The 17,409-nt window shown below is 36.7% G+C and carries 14 protein-coding genes; 13 read left to right on the top strand and 1 reads right to left on the bottom strand.

The window, feature by feature from the left end; genetic code table 11:
• Window positions 1–434 precede the first annotated feature (434 nt).
• The 13 genes from ACQV2G_RS02980 to ACQV2G_RS02920 all read left to right on the top strand — a co-directional run bounded on the left by ACQV2G_RS02980 (window position 435) and on the right by ACQV2G_RS02920 (window position 15,960).
• Window positions 435–1,217, top strand: a complete 783-nt coding sequence (locus ACQV2G_RS02980) for an enoyl-CoA hydratase/isomerase family protein (protein WP_428873518.1) — start codon at window positions 435–437, stop codon at window positions 1,215–1,217.
• A gap of 15 nt (window positions 1,218–1,232) precedes the next feature.
• The gene (locus tag ACQV2G_RS02975) at window positions 1,233–2,537 is read left to right on the top strand and encodes an acetyl-CoA hydrolase/transferase family protein (RefSeq protein ID WP_428873519.1); all 1,305 of its coding nucleotides are present in this window, start codon (window positions 1,233–1,235) and stop codon (window positions 2,535–2,537) included.
• Window positions 2,538–2,558: 21 nt separating this feature from the next.
• Complete coding sequence (locus ACQV2G_RS02970; RefSeq protein ID WP_428873520.1) at window positions 2,559–3,764, top strand: acyl-CoA dehydrogenase family protein; 1,206 nt, start codon at window positions 2,559–2,561, stop codon at window positions 3,762–3,764.
• A 33-nt stretch (window positions 3,765–3,797) separates the two neighbouring features.
• Window positions 3,798–5,042, top strand: a complete 1,245-nt coding sequence (locus ACQV2G_RS02965; protein ID WP_428876121.1) for a thiolase family protein — start codon at window positions 3,798–3,800, stop codon at window positions 5,040–5,042.
• A gap of 26 nt (window positions 5,043–5,068) precedes the next feature.
• Window positions 5,069–5,917: a 3-hydroxybutyryl-CoA dehydrogenase gene (locus ACQV2G_RS02960; RefSeq protein ID WP_428873521.1), complete on the top strand. Its 849-nt coding sequence runs from the start codon at window positions 5,069–5,071 to the stop codon at window positions 5,915–5,917.
• Window positions 5,918–6,047: 130 nt separating this feature from the next.
• Entirely contained in the window at window positions 6,048–6,980 is a 933-nt protein-coding gene (locus ACQV2G_RS02955) for an NAD(P)H-dependent flavin oxidoreductase (RefSeq protein WP_428873522.1), read from the top strand.
• A gap of 399 nt (window positions 6,981–7,379) precedes the next feature.
• Window positions 7,380–7,511, top strand: coding sequence for a hypothetical protein (locus tag ACQV2G_RS02950; protein ID WP_428873523.1), 132 nt, complete (start codon window positions 7,380–7,382; stop codon window positions 7,509–7,511).
• A gap of 397 nt (window positions 7,512–7,908) precedes the next feature.
• Entirely contained in the window at window positions 7,909–8,859 is a 951-nt protein-coding gene (locus ACQV2G_RS02945) for a metal ABC transporter solute-binding protein, Zn/Mn family (RefSeq protein ID WP_428876108.1), read from the top strand.
• Complete coding sequence (locus ACQV2G_RS02940; protein WP_428876107.1) at window positions 8,860–12,105, top strand: pneumococcal-type histidine triad protein; 3,246 nt, start codon at window positions 8,860–8,862, stop codon at window positions 12,103–12,105. It begins immediately after the preceding gene.
• 174 nt (window positions 12,106–12,279) lie between these two features.
• Window positions 12,280–12,462, top strand: coding sequence for a hypothetical protein (locus ACQV2G_RS02935; protein WP_428873527.1), 183 nt, complete (start codon window positions 12,280–12,282; stop codon window positions 12,460–12,462).
• A 200-nt stretch (window positions 12,463–12,662) separates the two neighbouring features.
• Window positions 12,663–12,881 carry a hypothetical protein gene (locus ACQV2G_RS02930; protein ID WP_428876105.1) on the top strand — a complete coding sequence of 73 codons (219 nt, stop codon included), beginning with the start codon at window positions 12,663–12,665 and terminating at the stop codon, window positions 12,879–12,881.
• A gap of 190 nt (window positions 12,882–13,071) precedes the next feature.
• Window positions 13,072–14,472 (top strand): 23S rRNA (uracil(1939)-C(5))-methyltransferase RlmD, encoded by a 1,401-nt coding sequence (rlmD, locus tag ACQV2G_RS02925; protein ID WP_428876104.1) that lies wholly within the window; start codon window positions 13,072–13,074, stop codon window positions 14,470–14,472.
• 294 nt (window positions 14,473–14,766) lie between these two features.
• Complete coding sequence (locus ACQV2G_RS02920; RefSeq protein WP_428876103.1) at window positions 14,767–15,960, top strand: DNA cytosine methyltransferase; 1,194 nt, start codon at window positions 14,767–14,769, stop codon at window positions 15,958–15,960.
• A 42-nt stretch (window positions 15,961–16,002) separates the two neighbouring features.
• Here ACQV2G_RS02920 and ACQV2G_RS02915 read toward each other — a convergent pair whose 3' ends face one another.
• Window positions 16,003–17,214 (bottom strand): MspI family type II restriction endonuclease, encoded by a 1,212-nt coding sequence (locus tag ACQV2G_RS02915; RefSeq protein WP_428875032.1) that lies wholly within the window; start codon window positions 17,212–17,214, stop codon window positions 16,003–16,005.
• Window positions 17,215–17,409 lie beyond the last annotated feature (195 nt).

The raw sequence follows: 17,409 nt of genomic DNA, 5'->3' as shown, positions 1-17,409 counted from the left end.
TTAAATAATTTTTTAAATTTAACAAAACTGCTTTGAAAAAAATTAGGCAAAACTTTATTTAAATAGTTGGCGATTACACAAAGTATTTAATAGATAAAATTTAATACGAATTCATATTAAATCAAAAGCTATCGCACTTATGACCTCTTTGTGAAAAATTTTTATAAAAAAACTGTTGAATTTGTGAAAAATAGTGGGAGAAATCACAATTAAAATCCTACCTGATTAGTAAATGTAATGGAATCGATTTCTTTTTCTAAGTTGCAAGCCTCTAAATGATTGCCTATACTCAATTTGTAAGCGCTTATCAAATTTTGTGTTGCATAATTTATGGAGTAAGTATTTAAATTTGATCGATCAAAGTCAATTTTGAGTTTGTGAATTATTTTTATCTAACAAGTTTTACTTTGTGATTTTGATTGAAGGAGAGAATAATGACTCAGTTAAAGACTTTAAGTTATACGGTTGATAAAGGCATAGCCAAGCTTGTCCTCAATCAACCCAAGAGCCTGAATGCTATTAATTCAGCAATGTTGGATGACCTAAATACTTTTATGGATGCAATGGAGCAGGACGAGAGTATTCGAGTAATTATCTTGACGGGTGAAGGTAAAGCCTTTATGGCCGGTGGAGATATTAAAGAAATGATGAAGATGGATGACCAAGTGGCTAAGAAATTCATTGAATATGGAAATTATACAATGAATCGCTTAGCAGGCCTTAAGCAAATAATGATTGGGGCTATTAATGGTTATGCCTTAGGTGGTGGTTTGGAACTCGCTTTAACTTGTGACTTAAGAATAGGAAGTTCTGAAAATACAATCGGTTTTCCTGAAGTCGGCTTAGGAATTATGCCAGGCTATGGAGGCACTCAAAGAGCTGTCCGTTTAATCGGATTAGGTGCAACAAAACGATTAGTTTTCACTGGAGAATTGATAGATGGTAAAGAAGCTTATCGATTAGGTTTGATTGACTATTTAGTTCCTTCAGCAGACTTATTAGAAGAAGCTGATAAATTAGCTGACAAACTAATGCAGCAAGCCCCACTTGCTTTAAAAAAAGCCAAACTGGCTATTAATCGAGGTTCCCAATCAAGCTTACAAGAAGGACTCTTATTAGAAAATGAAATTGTGATTGGATTATTTAATAGTCAAGATCGTATCGAGGGTATGAATGCCTTTGTTGAAAAGCGAAAAGCTAATTTTAAAGCCAAATAAGTTAGGAGGAATAGTATGAGTCAATATCAAGCGATCTATGATGAAAAACGTCGTTCAGTTGAAGAGTTAGTCGCAATGATTGAACCGGGTGAAGGGATCGTTCTAGCAGCGGCTGGAAGTGAGCCATTATTGATTACCCAAGCTTTAAACAATGCTAAGCAACTTAAAGGGAATCGATTGTATCGGATGTTATCAATGTCACCGGTAGTTAATCTAGCTAAAGATCAATTAAAACAGTTTACTTTTTTCTTATCAGGCTTGGATCGTAAGGCTATGAGAAATACAGATGTCGATTTAATTCCTTCTCATTTCTCAGAAATACCCGCCATTATTAAACAAAGAGAACCAGAACCTGTAATGATTAGTCAAGCTTCACCAATGGATGAAGATGGATACTTTTCATTTGGCTTAACAGCTGCTTATACACCGTGCACGGTTGAGTTTGCAAAAAAAGTGTTTCTTGAAGTAAATGAAAATATGCCGCATACACATGGAGAGGGGATGAGAATTCATATCTCAGAAGTAACTGCTTTTGTAGAATCTTCTGAAGATGTTGTAGAATTACCGGATATCGAATTATCAGATAAGGACCGCAAAATTGGTGAGTATGTTGGGGACATTATTGAGGACGGTTCAACTATTCAAATCGGCTTTGGAACAATTCCAAATGCTGTTATGAATGCTTTAAGCCATAAGAAAAACTTAGGGATTCATACCGAAATGTTGCCATCATCAATAGTAGATCTTTATAACAATAAAGTTATTACTAATGAAGAGAAACCGGTCGGTAAACACCGTTTCTCAACAACTCTAGCTTTAGGAAATCGTCGCTTGTATGATTTTATTGATAATAATGAGGATGTCGAAATTCTTCCGGTTAACTTCATAAACAATATTGTTGAACTTGCAAAAATTGAAAACCTGGTCTCAGTCAATACAACTTTAGAAATTGACTTCTTGGGTCAATGTAACTCTGAACAATTAGAAGATTTCTACTATTCTGGTACCGGTGGTCAATCAGACTTTGCTGTGGGGGCAAGAATTGCTGCCAATGGTGTGGGAATTGTTTGTCTATATTCAACAGCTAAAGATGATACCATTTCTCGAATTGTTCCACATTTACATAGTGGTTCACCTGTTTCAACCTCAAAAAATGATATTGAAATTGTTGTTACAGAATATGGGGTAGCCCACCTTAAAGGTAAGAGTATTCAAGAAAGAGTACAAGCTTTAATTGAAGTGGCGCATCCGAAGTTCCGTGATGGTTTAAGAGAAGAAGCCATCAAGCTTGGTTATTTAGAAAATAAAAAATTAAAATAAAAGAAAAGGATTGATTTTAAAATGACTACAAAGATTGAAAAATTACAGTATTTATATCCAGAAGATATCTATGGTTACTCGCATGATCTTTCAGAAAATGAAGTAAACTTTCTAATGAAGCTGCGTGAAGTACTTGAAAAAGAACTTTATCCAGTTATTGATGAGCACTGGAAGAAAGAGCTTTTCCCGATGGAAGCTTTTAAGAAAATTACTGATTTAGGTTTGATGACTCATCCAACTCTTTTCGAGGGACGGGAAAATAAACGTAAAACTTCAGAAATTTTTAATCTTTTCCGTCTTTATGAATTAAACCGTATGGATTCTTCAATTGGTGCATTCACTATCGTCCACGGAGGACTTGCTTACTCAACTGTTTTAATCGGAGGATCTGAAGAACAAGTTAATTACTATGCACCTAAATTGGCCTCTTATGAATGGCATTCATGTTTCGGTTTAACTGAACCTCTTCACGGATCAGATATTGCCGGTGGTCTATCAACAACTGCTGAGAAACAAGGTAATAAATGGGTCTTAAACGGTGAGAAGAAATGGATTGGCGGGGCAGCAACTGCCGATGTTTTACCAATTTTTGCACGCGACGTTGAAGATGGCAAGATTAAATGTTTCATGGTAGCAGGCGGAACTAAAGGCTTAACAGTCGATAAGATTGATGGAAAGATTGCCTTAAGAATGGTCCAAAATGGACATATTAAATTAAATAATGTTGAAGTGGACGCTGAAGCGCGTTTAGAAAATATTAATGGCTTTAAAGATGTCGCTAAGATCTTATACACTACTCGTGCAGATGTGGCTCACTTAGCAACAGGTTTACATGCTGGAGCTTTAGCTAATACCTTGAAATACGTTAAAGAGCGTGAGCAATTCGGTAAGAAAATTTCTGAATTCCAACTAGTTCAAGAAAAACTAGCCAGAATGCAAGCAAACTGTGTGACTTCATTAGGACTATCTCACCGTTTAGCTGTTCTACAAGAAAAAGGTAAGTATGCAGAAGTTCAATCTTCACTTGCTAAAATGAATAACGCTTACCGTCTGCGTGAAACAGTAGCCCTAGGACGTGAGCTATTAGGTGGTAACGGTATTATTGTTGAACACGATGTGGCACGCTTCTTCGTGGATGCTGAAGCAGCATATTCTTATGAAGGAACCCACGAAGTCAACTCATTAATTATCGGTCGTCACTTAACAGGTAAAGGGGCCTTTGTTTAGAAATACCAAGCTGAAGCAAGAGATAAGGAGCGAATTATGAAGAAAAATTTAGATGAAGTAGTTATTGTTGGGGCAGCCAGAACACCTGTAGGAGCCTTCTTGGGCGATTTAAAAACGGTTCGTGTTCAAGACTTGGGAACAACTGCTTTAAAAGAAGCAGCTAAAAGAGCAGGTGTCAGCCTAGAAGAAATTGAAGAAGTTATCTGTGGCCATGTGGTTGGTTCACCTACTTCAAGTAATATTGGTCGTGTAGTCGGCATTAATGCAGGTTTACCGATTGAATCTACTGGTTATACAGTCAACCGTTTGTGTGGTTCTGGTATCCAATCAGCTGTTTCAGCTGTACAGCTTTTACAAGCTTCTGAAAAGAAATATGTGGCGGCAGGGGGAGCAGAGTCCCTATCTAGAGCACCTTATTTCTTACCAGAAGAAGTGCGTTTCCAAGGATTTAAAACTGGTGATCAGCGATTAATTGATGCGAATACTATGATTCATACAGGGTCAGTCGGTGATGGGTACCCAGACTTGATTCATATGGGACAAACAGCAGAAACTTTAGCAAAGATGTATAAGATTTCGCGTGAAGAGCAAGATGAATTTGCTTTAAACAGTCAAGCTAAGGCCAAAAAAGCCATGGAATCAGGACGCCTCGCTCAAGAAATTGTGCCAGTTGAAATAACTGATCGTAAGGGAAATGTGACTGTGATTGATAAAGATAGTCACCCACGTCCGGATACTAGTATGGAAAAATTAGCTAAGCTAAGACCAGCTTTTGTTAAGGGTGGAAGCGTCACAGCCGGAAACTCTTCTGGACTAAATGATGGGGCAGCTTTCGAAATTTTTACGACTAAAGAAAATGCCGCGGCTAATAACTTAGAAATCATGGCTAAAGTAATGGATTATTCTGTTACTGGCTGTGAGCCAGATTTAATGGGGTTAGGACCAGTTAATTCGATTAAAGAAATTTTGGAGCGTAATGATTTTACTTTAGAAGATATCGATATTCTTGAGATTAACGAAGCTTTTGCAGCCCAAACTCTAGCCTGCTTGAAAGAATTGGGTAATGGCCCTGAAACAGAGCTATATGAACGCTTAAATCCAAACGGAGGGGCTGTTGCATTAGGACACCCATTAGGATGTACAGGGGCGCGAATGATTACAAGTATTTGTTATGAGTTCAAGAACCGTCCAGAAGCACGCTATGCGATTGCATCAGCTTGTATCGGCGGCGGAATGGGAATATCTATCTTATTAGAAAACGGCTATTACAAGGACTAAGTCTAAAGAGATTAGGAGAAGATTAAATGAAAATTCAAAAAACAATGGTCATTGGATCAGGTATTATGGGCAATGGTATTGCCCAAGTCCTTGCCCAGGCTGGTTATGAAGTTTACTTAAATGATATTAAAGAAGAATTTATTGATCGCGGATTAGAAAAGATTCATAAAAACTTGCAAAGAAATGTTGAAAAAGAAAGAATGACGGCTGAAGAAGTCGAAAGAATTAAAGGAAGAATCCATAAGTCTCTTTCTTATGATGATGCTAAAGATGTTCAACTAGTGATTGAAGCAGCCACTGAAAATCGTCAAATTAAATTGGAGATTTTTAAAGAGTTAGATAAAGTCACACCTGAGGAAGCTATTTTAGCCACTAATACTTCTTCTCTGTCACTAACAGATATTGCTTCAGTAACTAATAAGCCGGATAAAGTAGTTGGTATGCACTTCTTTAATCCAGTACCAGTTATGAAATTGGTTGAAATTGTGACAGCTTTACAAAGCAGCGAAGAGACGATTCAAACCGTTCAAGAAGTGATCGATGCCTTTAATAAGACCATGATTATCGCAGATGACTCACCAGGATTTGCAGTTAACCGAATCTTAGTTCCAATGCTTAATGAGGCCATCTTTGTATTGGGTGAAGGAATTGCCAGCAAAGAGTCCATTGATACAGGGATGAAATTAGGAGCAGGTCATCCTATGGGCCCACTTCAATTATGTGATTTAATTGGTTTGGATACTTTATTATCAGTGATGACCGTTCTTTATAACGGATTCAATGATCCTAAATACCGTCCGGCACCATTGCTTAAACGAATGGTTGAAGCGGGATATTATGGTCAAAAATCTGGCAAAGGCTTCTATGACTATTAGGAATTGCTATAACTAAAAAGTTTACTTCTGTTAAACTAGAGCTAACAATTTGACCCCCTCATTTTGTCGGCTCTAGTTACTTTTATCTAACTAGTCACAAGGGGAGAGCCATAATTATGGAGGTGGAAATATGGATAGAATTTGCCAATTATTGGGGATTGAATACCCCATTATTCAAGGAGCAATGGCCAATGTGTCGCGCTATCAATTAGTAGGAGCGGTCTCTGAAGCAGGAGGCTTAGGTGTGATAGCATCTGGTGGTATGTCAGCTGATGAGTTAAGAAGACAGATTCAAGAAGTTAAAAAAATGACTCGTAAGCCCTTTGCGGTTAACTTAATGTTGCAAATGAAGAATATCGAGGAATTGGTTGAAGTAATTATTGAAGAAGGAGTACCGGTGGTTACCACTGGTGCAGGAACTCCTAAGAATTTTATATCAGCTTTGCATCAAGCTAATGTGAAAGTACTGCCAGTTATACCTAATGTTAAAATCGCTAAAAAAATGGAAGCGCTAGGTGTTGATGCAATTATAGCAGAAGGACAAGAAGCAGGAGGTCATATCGGACAAGTTTCAACCCTGCCTCTAGTTCGCCAAGTGATTCGTTCAGTTGATGTACCTATTGTGGCAGCCGGTGGTATTTTTGATGGTGCGGGTATGTTAGCTGTGGAAGCCTTAGGGGCTAGTGGAGTTCAGATGGGTTCTCTCTTTCTAAGTTCCAAAGAAAGCCCTATCAAAGAAGGATTCAGGAACTTAGTCCTACAAGCCGACGAAACAACCACGGTGGTTACTGGACGTCGTCTAGGACATCCTGTTCGTGTGTTACCGAATAAAATGACTGAAAAATATATTCGTTTAGAATATGAAGGGGCTTCAGATGAAGACCTAATGAAATTAGCAGAAGGTGCTATGCGGCGTGCAGTTTATGAAGATGATGTCGAGGAAGGATCCCTTATGTGTGGTCAATCAATTGGCTTAATTACTGAGAGCCAGAGTGTTGATGCGATTATTCAAAAATTAATGGAAGAATACCGCCAAGCACGCTTAAAGCTAATCAATCAATAAACATTTATAATAAGCTACTAAAAAACTCTAGACTTCTAGTAGCTTTTTAAGAGTTTTAAAAATAACAATAGTTGAGTAGATATCTTTAATGAAAACAGATTGAAAACGATTAATATCAGCATTCTTTGACAGGACCGCTAGAGTGTTTAAGTTAAGGATTTAAGTTAATAAGAATACTAGTATCACAACAAAAGTATGGAAGGGGTTATGACTTTAGAAATTAAACAAATTAGAGAAGACGCTATGACTTAATTAGTGGATTTAGTCCATGAGGCATGGTCCGAAGGGGTTTATAAAGCGAAGAAATTTGAAAAGACAGCATCTGCTATTTCCCTTAACAAAGCACTATAGAACAGCTCATTAGGATGCGTTGCCGTTCTTGGTGGAGAAATTGTTGGTATGACTCTTTGTTTAACGAAAGAAGCAGATTCGACTTTTAGAATGTTCCAGTTAGACTTTATTGACAAATTGATCACCTTATCCAACCAAGCGCAACCGGATGAAGTCGAACGAGTGACTCGCGTCTTCTAAAGTGAACGTCAAGCCTATAGACAATTAATTACCGAAGTCTTTGATTATTTTAAAGAACAGGACTTGGAAAATGTTTATTTAATCACCGATACGGATTGCAATTACCGTTTTTATGATTACCTCCATTTCGAGCTTATCAATGAGACACGTATTAAATTACCAACCAAAGAGGGCTTTAGATATCGGGATGAATTTATGTATGCCTGTTCACTTTAAACAAAAATTTTAAGACAGCTTAATCCTTTAAGATTAGGCTTTTTTTATGCAAAAATTTAGAAAAATAAAAAAACACAAAAATTTTTGTTGACAGGAAAAAGGAAAGACGGTAATATTCATTTTGAAAATGATAACAATTACTATTTATCTTTAGGCAGATAAATTAAAAAAAGGAGATCGTATGAAGTATCAAGCAAAAACAAAAAAATGGTGGTTAGTTCTTTGTCTTATTATTGGCTCTTTAGTGAATATTTCTTCAATTCAATCTGTTGAAGCAGAAGAAGAAAGAAAAATAGTCACTTCTTTTTATCCAATGTATGCCTTAACCAAGGAAATCGTTGGCGATAAACACCCTGTTTTGATGATTAATTCAGCGAATGGTATTCATGGTTTTGAGCCTTCGGCTAATGATGTGGTGGCCATTTATGATGCTGATATCTTTGTTTATCACTCAGATATCTTAGAATCTTGGGCTCAAAAAATTAAGCACAATGTCGAAAAGCAAGAGAAATCTAATGTGATTATTATTGAAGCTTCGAATGGATTAGCTATGAAGAAAGTGCCGGGTCTAGAAAAACTAGAATTGATGGAGGGTAAAGATGAATCAACCCTTTATGATCCACATACCTGGTTAGATCCCATTGAAATAGGCGAAGAAGCAAAGTTGATTGCTCAAGCCTTAGGGGAAGTGGATAGAGATAATAAAGATTACTATTTGCAAAGAGCAGAAAGTATTGGAACGCAAGCTCAGGTTATAACGGATAAATACACCTCACTTTTTAAAAAGCTCAAGCAAAAGACTTTTGTCACTCAGCATACAGCCTTTTCTTATTTAGCCACACGCTTTGGCTTAACACAGTTGGGAATAGCAGGTGTGTCTGGACAAGAGCCCAGTGTGAAACAATTGCAAGAAGTGAAAAAGTTTGTGGAAAAATATCAAGTCAAAACCATTTTTACCGAGCCGAATATTTCAGATAAAGCTTCACAATTAATAGCCCAAGAGACTGGAGCTAAGGTAGAAGTCTTGGATCCCTTAGAAGCGGATCCCCATAATGATTTAAGTTTACTAGCTAATTTAGAAAATAATTTACAAAAACTGTTAAAAGTTTTGCAAGAAGAAGGAGAGAAATAAATGAAACCATCTAAAATACTCTTGTCATCCGCCGCTTTATTGACACTTTTAAGTTGGCATGAACCAATTAAATCAATCTACGCTCAAGATGATAAAGATTCATTCATTAATTATATTGAGGGTAGCGATGGAGAAAAGCCAAGTAATGTCTCAAGCACTGAAAACCGCACTATGGAAGAAATTTCAATGGAAGAAGGCATTGCGGGCGAGCAAATTATTGTCCAAATCAATAGGGAAGGTTATGTGACTTCTCACGGTGATCATTATCACTATTTCAATGGAGCAGTTCCTAGTGATGCTATTTTTTCAGAGGGAGTCTTAGCCCCTGAAGATTATCAATTTAATGAAGAGGATCTTGTTAGTCAAACGGATGAAGGGCAAATTATTTTAGTAGGTGACCAATATTATCTTTATATAGAAAATCCAGATCAAGCTAAAAATCTTCGTTCTTTAGAAGAAGTGTTACTACAGTCATACAGTATGGATCCTGTCGATGCAAAGGCTATTTATGATTTGATGGAAGAATATGATCTTGGCGAAGAGGCTATTATTACTTATGAATTAGAACGCAGTCCTGAAGAAGTAGCAGATCAAAAAGGGATTGAAGGAGAGCATGTTGTTGTCTATTTAACCGAAGAAGAGTTTGTAACCAATCACGCTTTTGATTTACATGTTTTCTATGGTGACCTTGATCCAGAGGCTGTTTTCTCTGAAAGACTCTTAACACCTGAAGATTATCAATTGGACCAAGAAGATGTGGTCGCAGAAATTAAGAATGGATACATTGTAAAGCTAGAAGATCAGTACCAAGTTTACATAGCTCCTGAAGATCGGGCCCAAGCTGATAATATCCGAACTTTCCAAGATATTGAAGCTCAAGTAACCAGCAGTCAAAAGGTCTTTAAACAAGCAGGTGGAGTGCGTAAAGATGTAGCTAACACCATAGCAGCTGGTGAAGTGGGTGGATCAGGTAACCGCAATTCCAGTGGAGCTTACGTAACGGATGATGGATATATCTTTAACCCTTATGACGTTATAAAAGATTTAGGCAATGGCTTTATTGTTCCCCATGGTGACCACTTCCACTTTATTCCAAAGTCAGATTTAACGCCTCAAGAAATAATGATTGCAAACGCTGTTCTATCAGGTGGAAAAATTTCACAAGGCAATAGTAAAACAGCTGATAAAGGAATGGTTGATCAGATCATTCATGACAAAGCTGTTAATCATAAAGGTCCTTACACAACGGATGATGGTTATGTCTTTTCAGTGGGATCCATTACTAAGGTAACGGATACAGGTTTAATTGCTGCTCATGGTAGTCACTTCCATTTTGTTCCTTTTGCTCACTTAAACAAAGGAGAATTAGCCCAAACACAAGCTTATATTCAAAAGAAATTCGGAATTAAACGTAATTTATTGGCTGAATTTGGTTTAGCTAAAGAAGATAACAAAGTTGATCAGCCAAGTAATAAAAAACCTTCTCAAAACCTTGATAAGATAGCTGATAAGCCAACTGAAAATGATCAAGGTAATAAAAACCAAACAAATTCAGAATATCAGCGCCTATTAGCCAAACTCTATGCTTTGCCAATCAACCAACGTCATACTGAATCTGATGGTTTGGTCTTTGACCCGGAACTCGTAACAGATGAGATTGAGGGAGACTTCGTCTTACCTCATGGTGACCACTTCCATGTTATTCCACGTTCAAGTCTATCAGATTTAGAAATTAAATTAGCAGAAATGAAATTAGGCAAACGTCCATCAGTCGCTGTGAAGCCAAAAGACCCACAAGTTGATAAAGCAGATAATGAAAAACCAGCTGAATTAGACCAAGCAAGTCAATCTGAAAAGCCTAGCCAACCAGATCAACCAAAAGCAGATGGAAAAGTTGATTTCTTAGCTCAAAATTATAAGAAGTCAGCTAAGGGTAAGGACGGTAAAACATATACAACGGATGATGGCTATGTTTTCACACCAGAAAGTATTTTGAACTACTCTAAAAAGGGGCTTACAGCTGAGCATGAAGGACACACTCACTTTATTCCTTTTGGTGATTTAGACGACAGTGAATTGAAAGCAGCTGCTGACTTTATCAATCAGCGAAACATTAATGCAGCAGAAGAAAGTAAATATACAGCAGAAGAAATTGCAGCCAAGTTGGCCTATATTTCTTTGGAAAATGGTGTAGCCATTGAAGATCTGGAAGTCAACGGTAACGAAGTGATTATTCCGCACGGTAATCATTCACATACAGCGAATATGGATAAAATTCCAACAGAATTAAAGCAGTCTAACTTCACATCGGAAGAAGACTATCAAACTCAATTGATTACGCTTAAAATGAGTGAAGTATCGCGTAATAAGGATTACATTGATGTTTGGCGTAAAGATGCTACCATTTATGCTTTAACGAAGTTCTATAAAGTAGTAGAGATACCATTAGATGACATAGAATTACCAATTAAATATGATCAAGTCTCATTAAAAGATGTAAAAACAATAGAAGATCCACTTTTTGAAAAGAAAGTCTATGTCGCTCAGCGCTATAAAGTTAAGCCATCTGATATGTTTATCTTTAATGGTCGTATCAAAGTTGGTGATCTTAATTTAGTGATCGATGAGATTGACGTAACAGAAGTCTATGAAACAGATTCAAATGATTTGCCAGAAACTGAAGAAAATGTTGAAGGAGAAAAGGATGAAGTGGTTGAAGAAACTCCTTCTAATAAAGGAGTTAGCCATCAAGCGGTCATTGAATATATTAAAAACTACTATGGTAAGGCTGCTAAGTCTGTTAAGTACGGAAAAGGTTTTGGATATATAGTGACGCCAGCTTCTGGAGAAGAGAATGTATTAATTATAGAGTCTGAAGCAAGAGCAGCGATGGAAAATAAAGAGGCATTGCCAGAACTTGCTAGTCAGAAGGATGGCGTAGATTCAGAAAATGAAGTTTCTTCACTAGATGAAACTACCAAAGAAATTTCGATGGAACAATTGAAAAATTTTGTAGGTAATTACTATGGGGTAAACCCATCAAGTATTCAAATATTTTCAGGCATGGTAATCGTTCCAAATCCTAATCCAGATTATGCCAACCTTAATCTTACGATTAAACAAGTAAAGCTTGCTTATATTATGAATGGTGAATTACCTGCTATGCCACAAGTTGCTCCTTTTGCAAAAGAAGAGATTGGAGAACGAAATGATTCTAATTTAGATGATGCAGAAATAGGCAAATAATCAAAATTATAACAAAGTTATGTTAAGAGTCCTTGTTAATGATCAAAGGACTCTTAATTTTTATTTAGGGAAATTAAATATCAAAATTTATGTCATACAAATAAATTTGATAGACAAGAAAGTAGGCATATTTTATAATCAAAATAAATTTTTTGATTATAAGGAGCAAAAGCTATGGCTAAGAAATATCAGTGCTCTTATTGCGGGAAAGAGTTTTCCAAGTCTAAAATTGACTGGGAAGGTTCAGAACCTGAGTTTGAAGAATATTACTGCAAAAAATGCAGCGAATCTCTTATACAAGCGAGTATCAATGCGATGGATCCCAATAGCAACGGCTATGAGGAAGATGGATTTTAGGAAGAGGAAAGGTTAGGTTTTTAAATTTAATTATTAAAGCATTTCATTTAAATAGAAAATAAGACTTCTATCGATAGGAGTCTTATTTTAATTGTCTACTACAAGACTTAGAAGTAGCCAAGGAATGTCTATTCATTCATGATATAATATAGGAACAATCTTCAAAACTTAGCTTAAAGTAGTAAGAAAAGAGGCATTTAATGAAGCGCTTTATTGAAATTGATGAACTTAGCCAGTATCCAAAAGCTTTTTTTATAAATGTAACACTGGGAAATGATCAAGCCAGTGGAGATGACCACTATTTAGGACTTGAGGAGCCACTATATAATGAGGCGAGTCACATTCCGCATGCCAAGTCATATTATTACGAATTGGTGTACGATGATAAGGGGTATATGAGGTCCCAGAAAAGTTTATAAGCTCATTTCAAAGACCTTAAAGACAAAGAGCTCATGGTGTCTTGAGGATTGGGCGTAACCGCTTGTAGCAATTTATTAGCCTTAGATGAAATAGGCATTGAAGGAAAGTTATACACTGGTTCTTATTCGCAATGGTTGAAGAAAAAGCAGAAAGCTGTTAAAGGAAATGATGAGTAGAAAGAGTGAGTGAATGAAAAAAGAAATATTTCCGACTGAAGTATTGGAAGTTGAAATTACTGAGTTAGACCATAAAGGAAATGGCTATGCCCGTTATGTCCATGCGCCAGACCGTGGGTCGAATGGAAAGGGCTTGAAATTATTTATACCCAATGCCGTTCCAGGGGATAGAGTTCGGGTGACGGTACCTAATGCCAAGGGCAGAAAGCAAGCAGTCGTACCGTTTGATGCATTATTAGCAGCCAGTCCTGATCGTAATCTTGATATTCCGCTCAAAGACGCCAATGCCGGGGGAACGCCATTAATTTCCATGACCTATCCAGCTCAGTTAGCTTATAAAACCCAAGAAGTAAAGGACCATTTAGCAAGCCAAGGATTCGATCCGGCTTGTGTTCGACCCATTATTGGGATGGATGATCCCACCCGTTATCGTAATAAAATGGAGTTAAGCTTCGGAGCTGAAGGGGCTATCGGTATGCATGAACAAGGTAACTTCACCAAAATCATCGATATGAAAGATTCGGTGCTTGCTCCTAAACTATTTGTCCGAGTAAAAGAAGTAGTCGCCGACTGGCAAAAAGATTATCAATTATCCTATTATGACAAACAGACTCAAAAAGGTCTTTTGAGAAATCTCTTATTGCGTCAATCCTTTGTCACCGGGGAGTTGATGGTAGTGATTTATGCCACTGAAGCACCTAGTCAAATGCAAGAGGCAGTGGATGATTTGAGTCAGCGGCTAAGCAAACGCTTCGATCAATTAGTTAGTTTACAATGGGTTCTACACAAGGAAGCGACGGAACGGATTCAAGCCGACGAAACGTTTATTCTTCATGGGCGCGATTATATTAATGACGAATTAAATGGCTTTCGCTATCGGATCTGGCCGGAGACCTTTTTCCAAGCCAATCCTGTCCAAGCGGAGAAATTGGTACAACTAGCCTTGGAATTCGCCCAGGTCAATGATCAAATGCGCGTCTTAGATCTTTTCTGCGGGGTGGGAACTTTTAGTTTGCCCCTAGCTGAAAAGGCTAAAGACTTAGCCGGTATTGAGATTGTGGACCAGTCGATTCAATCAGCTATTCGCAATGCGATTGATAACGGCTTAGACAATACCTTCTTTATGACCAGTGATGCGAGAAATGGCTTGAAGCGCTTGGAAACCGAGTGGGGACGACCTGATTTATTACTATTAGACCCTCCTCGTTCGGGGGCCGGTGGAAAAGTCATGCGTGCCATTGGAAGATTTGGTACGGATAAGATTGTTTATGTCTCTTGTTTTCCTAAAAGTTTAGCAGAGGATTTGGTTTGGTTACGTGACTTTGGTTATGAATTAATCTCTGTCCAGCCGGTGGATCAATTTCCGCATACAACGCATGTGGAGTGTGTGGTATTGATTGAAAAGAAAGTGTAAGAAAATCCTGATTCGATAAGCCTTATGTCATATGATTAATCTGATTAAAGCATTTTTTCTGTGTTTAAATAGAGTTTTAGGGATAGATTGTCAGTATTTAGTAAAATTGTGAGAGGAAACTGGTTAGGAGAATTGAACAATGATTACTAATTGAACAATTGGATGGCCAAATGTACTGAGTCTAACTTGAATTAAAACATTGATTTTTCAAAAAAAGGTTGGTACAATTTAGAAAAGATAAAAAGGGGTTTTAATATGCATGGGGGAGCCAGAGAAGGTGCAGGACGTAGTAAGTTGCCTGAATCAGAAAAACGTAAAGCTAAGAGCATTTATTTTAGTGAGTCAGATATTAACATGATAGAAGGTATAACTATTGAAGGATGCACTAGCTTTAGTCAAAAGGTTATTGAACTAATCTACTATGCTATTGAAAATTTAGAAGAATCATCTACTAAAGAAAATACGATTATTTGTGAAGATTCCTTTGAATATCAGAATATCAAAAATGAAAAGGAAAGGGCAGACAAAATGAAATTTATCGACCTTTTTGCTGGAATCGGTGGCACAAGACAAGCCTTTGAAGATGATGATTATGAGTGTGTATTTAGCTCTGAATGGGATCAATTTGCTGCTAAAACCTATGAAGCAAATTATGGAGAGACTCCTTATGGTGACATTACTCAAATTGATGAGAATGATATCCCAGATCACGATGTCTTATTAGCCGGATTTCCTTGTCAACCATTTAGCAACATCGGAAAACGTGAGGGATTTGCTCATGAGACTCAGGGGACGCTATTTTTTGATGTGCTTCGCATATTAAAAGCAAAGCAACCTAAGATGTTTTTACTTGAAAATGTAAAAGGTCTTTTGAATAATGACAAGGGACGCACCTTTAATATTATAATTAAGCAACTTACAGAACTAGGCTATTCCGTTTTTTATGATGTGCTAGACGCTCAGAACTTTGGATTAGCACAACGTCGGGAGAGAGTTATTATTGTTGGATTCCATCCAAGCTTAAACGTAAAAGAATTTGAGTTGCCTCATGGGAATGAAAACATTCGAGTTCCAGTTAAAGATATTTTAGAGAGGAATCCTAAGGGATATACAATTTCTAAACATCTCCAAGAAAATTATCTCTTCAAGAAAGACGATGGTAAGCCACAAATTATTCATTTTGAGAGTGATATACGGGTTAACACATTGGTTTCTAGCTATCATAAAATACAGCGGTTGACAGGAACTTTTGTAGAAGATGGTGAAACAGGACTTAGACTATTGAGCGAATTGGAATGTAAGCGTCTCATGGGCTTCCCTGATGATTTTTTATTTCCAATATCCAGAACTCAAATGTATCGTCAGTTAGGAAATTCAGTAGCCATCCCAATGGTTAAAGCGGTAGCGGATGAAATGAAAAAGGTGATGATAGAAGGCCAGGAATACGAGCCTATTCCAGCAGAAAAACAGTTGAGTTTAGCAATATAATAAATATCAAGTCGTTCATTCGTAATTAAATGAACGACTTTTTTAATCATTATTTGTGAATCCTTTAATTTGAAATTTTTTGCCACGTTTTTTACTTGGGTATGTCCATTTAAATGGGGTTCCAAATTGACCACTATGGCTGTATTTTTCGAGATAATATGATATATATTCATCTTTCTTAAAAACTTCAAATTTGTGCGTGAAAATTATCATATCGGCTATCTGAACTGGGTCATTGACTAAGGGATTGTTGTCTCCAAAAATGAAAAACTTAAGTAGCTGTTCATTATACTCAGATAAGTTACTATCTAAAATATTGATAGAGTTTGGATGTGTTTCAAGAAGACGCTTCCGACTGCCTACTTTCTCGAATTTCAATAGTGCATTAGCTATGGAAGATTCATGATCTATGTCTAATGCTGATATCAGGTCAGCAATATTGCCTTCGTGAATAGTAACTTCCTTGGCGGTAGAATTTTTAATGCTAATGTTTCGCACCAACTTCTGACCATTACTCATTTCAATGCATACGGTCAAATCAGTTTTAGGTAATCCGTTATTAGAAAGTCTAGGAATGTCTGATGATGCCTCGATATTTTTGATGGTGTCCACACCCTCGGTAAGACCAATAGCTAACAAGACAGTTTTGAATAATATATAGGTTGAAGATTTTATGGTTCTTGATGCATTTGTGTAATCATTCCATAACTCTATATTTTTGGGGTCTTTAAAAAATAAAACAGCACTATTTTCTGAAATAGATCCTAAAACATTTGCTCTTTGGCCTTGTGGCATCTTTTCGGTTGTTTTTGTTACTATTTTCCTGGCTAATTGATTCACAGTGATAACATCCGTAATGAAGGAAACGTATGTCTCACTTTTGATTTTCTCGGAATAACGTTTCGCATTTTGCATTTCTTTTTCAGAAATGGAATCAGGAACAACCAGAAAAATCTTTGTGATATTATCATTAATAAGGCGAATATTTTGAGCCATGTACTCGTTTCCATAGATGCGATCGTTTCTGACAGAACTTGTGCCTTTAATAAGCCAAGTTTCATTATTGAATTCTGAAAAGACGACTTTAAAGTCCATTTTGAATTGTTTTTCTTTATTGGGGTACCCAATATTATAATTAGAACTAAATTCAACATTAAAGTTTGGATCGTCGCAAATAGGCTCAATGACATTGTATATGAGTTCTTTAACGCTTTGACCAGATTTATATTTCATTAAGTTTTCATTTACAAACATTCAATATCTGCCTTTCACTTAAATATCTCTAAATCATAAAAACATACGACATGATTGATTATTAGCTTTCAAACTCGATTGGCTAATGAGATTCAGATACTATCATTGTAACAATTACATTATGTTTAAGCAATACAAGGTCTGTAAAAATAGAGACTAGAATATAAATTGCAAATAGAACGCAGCCACCTAGAA

It is taken from the genome of Facklamia sp. P12955 (assembly GCF_050409565.1).
Taxonomy (GTDB): domain Bacteria; phylum Bacillota; class Bacilli; order Lactobacillales; family Aerococcaceae; genus Facklamia.
The sequence above is the reverse complement of the archived record's forward strand: the minus strand, read 5'-3'. Positions and strand labels throughout refer to the sequence as shown.

Excerpts from the sequence above, each read along its gene's own strand:
- ACQV2G_RS02980 (WP_428873518.1), top strand. The coding sequence starts at position 435 with ATGACTCAGTTAAAGACTTTAAGTTATACGGTTGATAAAGGCATAGCC.
- ACQV2G_RS02975 (WP_428873519.1), top strand. The coding sequence starts at position 1,233 with ATGAGTCAATATCAAGCGATCTATGATGAAAAACGTCGTTCAGTTGAA.
- ACQV2G_RS02970 (WP_428873520.1), top strand. The coding sequence starts at position 2,559 with ATGACTACAAAGATTGAAAAATTACAGTATTTATATCCAGAAGATATC.
- ACQV2G_RS02960 (WP_428873521.1), top strand. The coding sequence starts at position 5,069 with ATGAAAATTCAAAAAACAATGGTCATTGGATCAGGTATTATGGGCAAT.
- ACQV2G_RS02955 (WP_428873522.1), top strand. The coding sequence starts at position 6,048 with ATGGATAGAATTTGCCAATTATTGGGGATTGAATACCCCATTATTCAA.
- ACQV2G_RS02950 (WP_428873523.1), top strand. The coding sequence starts at position 7,380 with ATGACTCTTTGTTTAACGAAAGAAGCAGATTCGACTTTTAGAATGTTC.
- ACQV2G_RS02945 (WP_428876108.1), top strand. The coding sequence starts at position 7,909 with ATGAAGTATCAAGCAAAAACAAAAAAATGGTGGTTAGTTCTTTGTCTT.
- ACQV2G_RS02940 (WP_428876107.1), top strand. The coding sequence starts at position 8,860 with ATGAAACCATCTAAAATACTCTTGTCATCCGCCGCTTTATTGACACTT.
- ACQV2G_RS02935 (WP_428873527.1), top strand. The coding sequence starts at position 12,280 with ATGGCTAAGAAATATCAGTGCTCTTATTGCGGGAAAGAGTTTTCCAAG.
- ACQV2G_RS02930 (WP_428876105.1), top strand. The coding sequence starts at position 12,663 with ATGAAGCGCTTTATTGAAATTGATGAACTTAGCCAGTATCCAAAAGCT.
- rlmD (WP_428876104.1), top strand. The coding sequence starts at position 13,072 with ATGAAAAAAGAAATATTTCCGACTGAAGTATTGGAAGTTGAAATTACT.
- ACQV2G_RS02915 (WP_428875032.1), bottom strand. The coding sequence starts at position 17,214 with ATGTTTGTAAATGAAAACTTAATGAAATATAAATCTGGTCAAAGCGTT.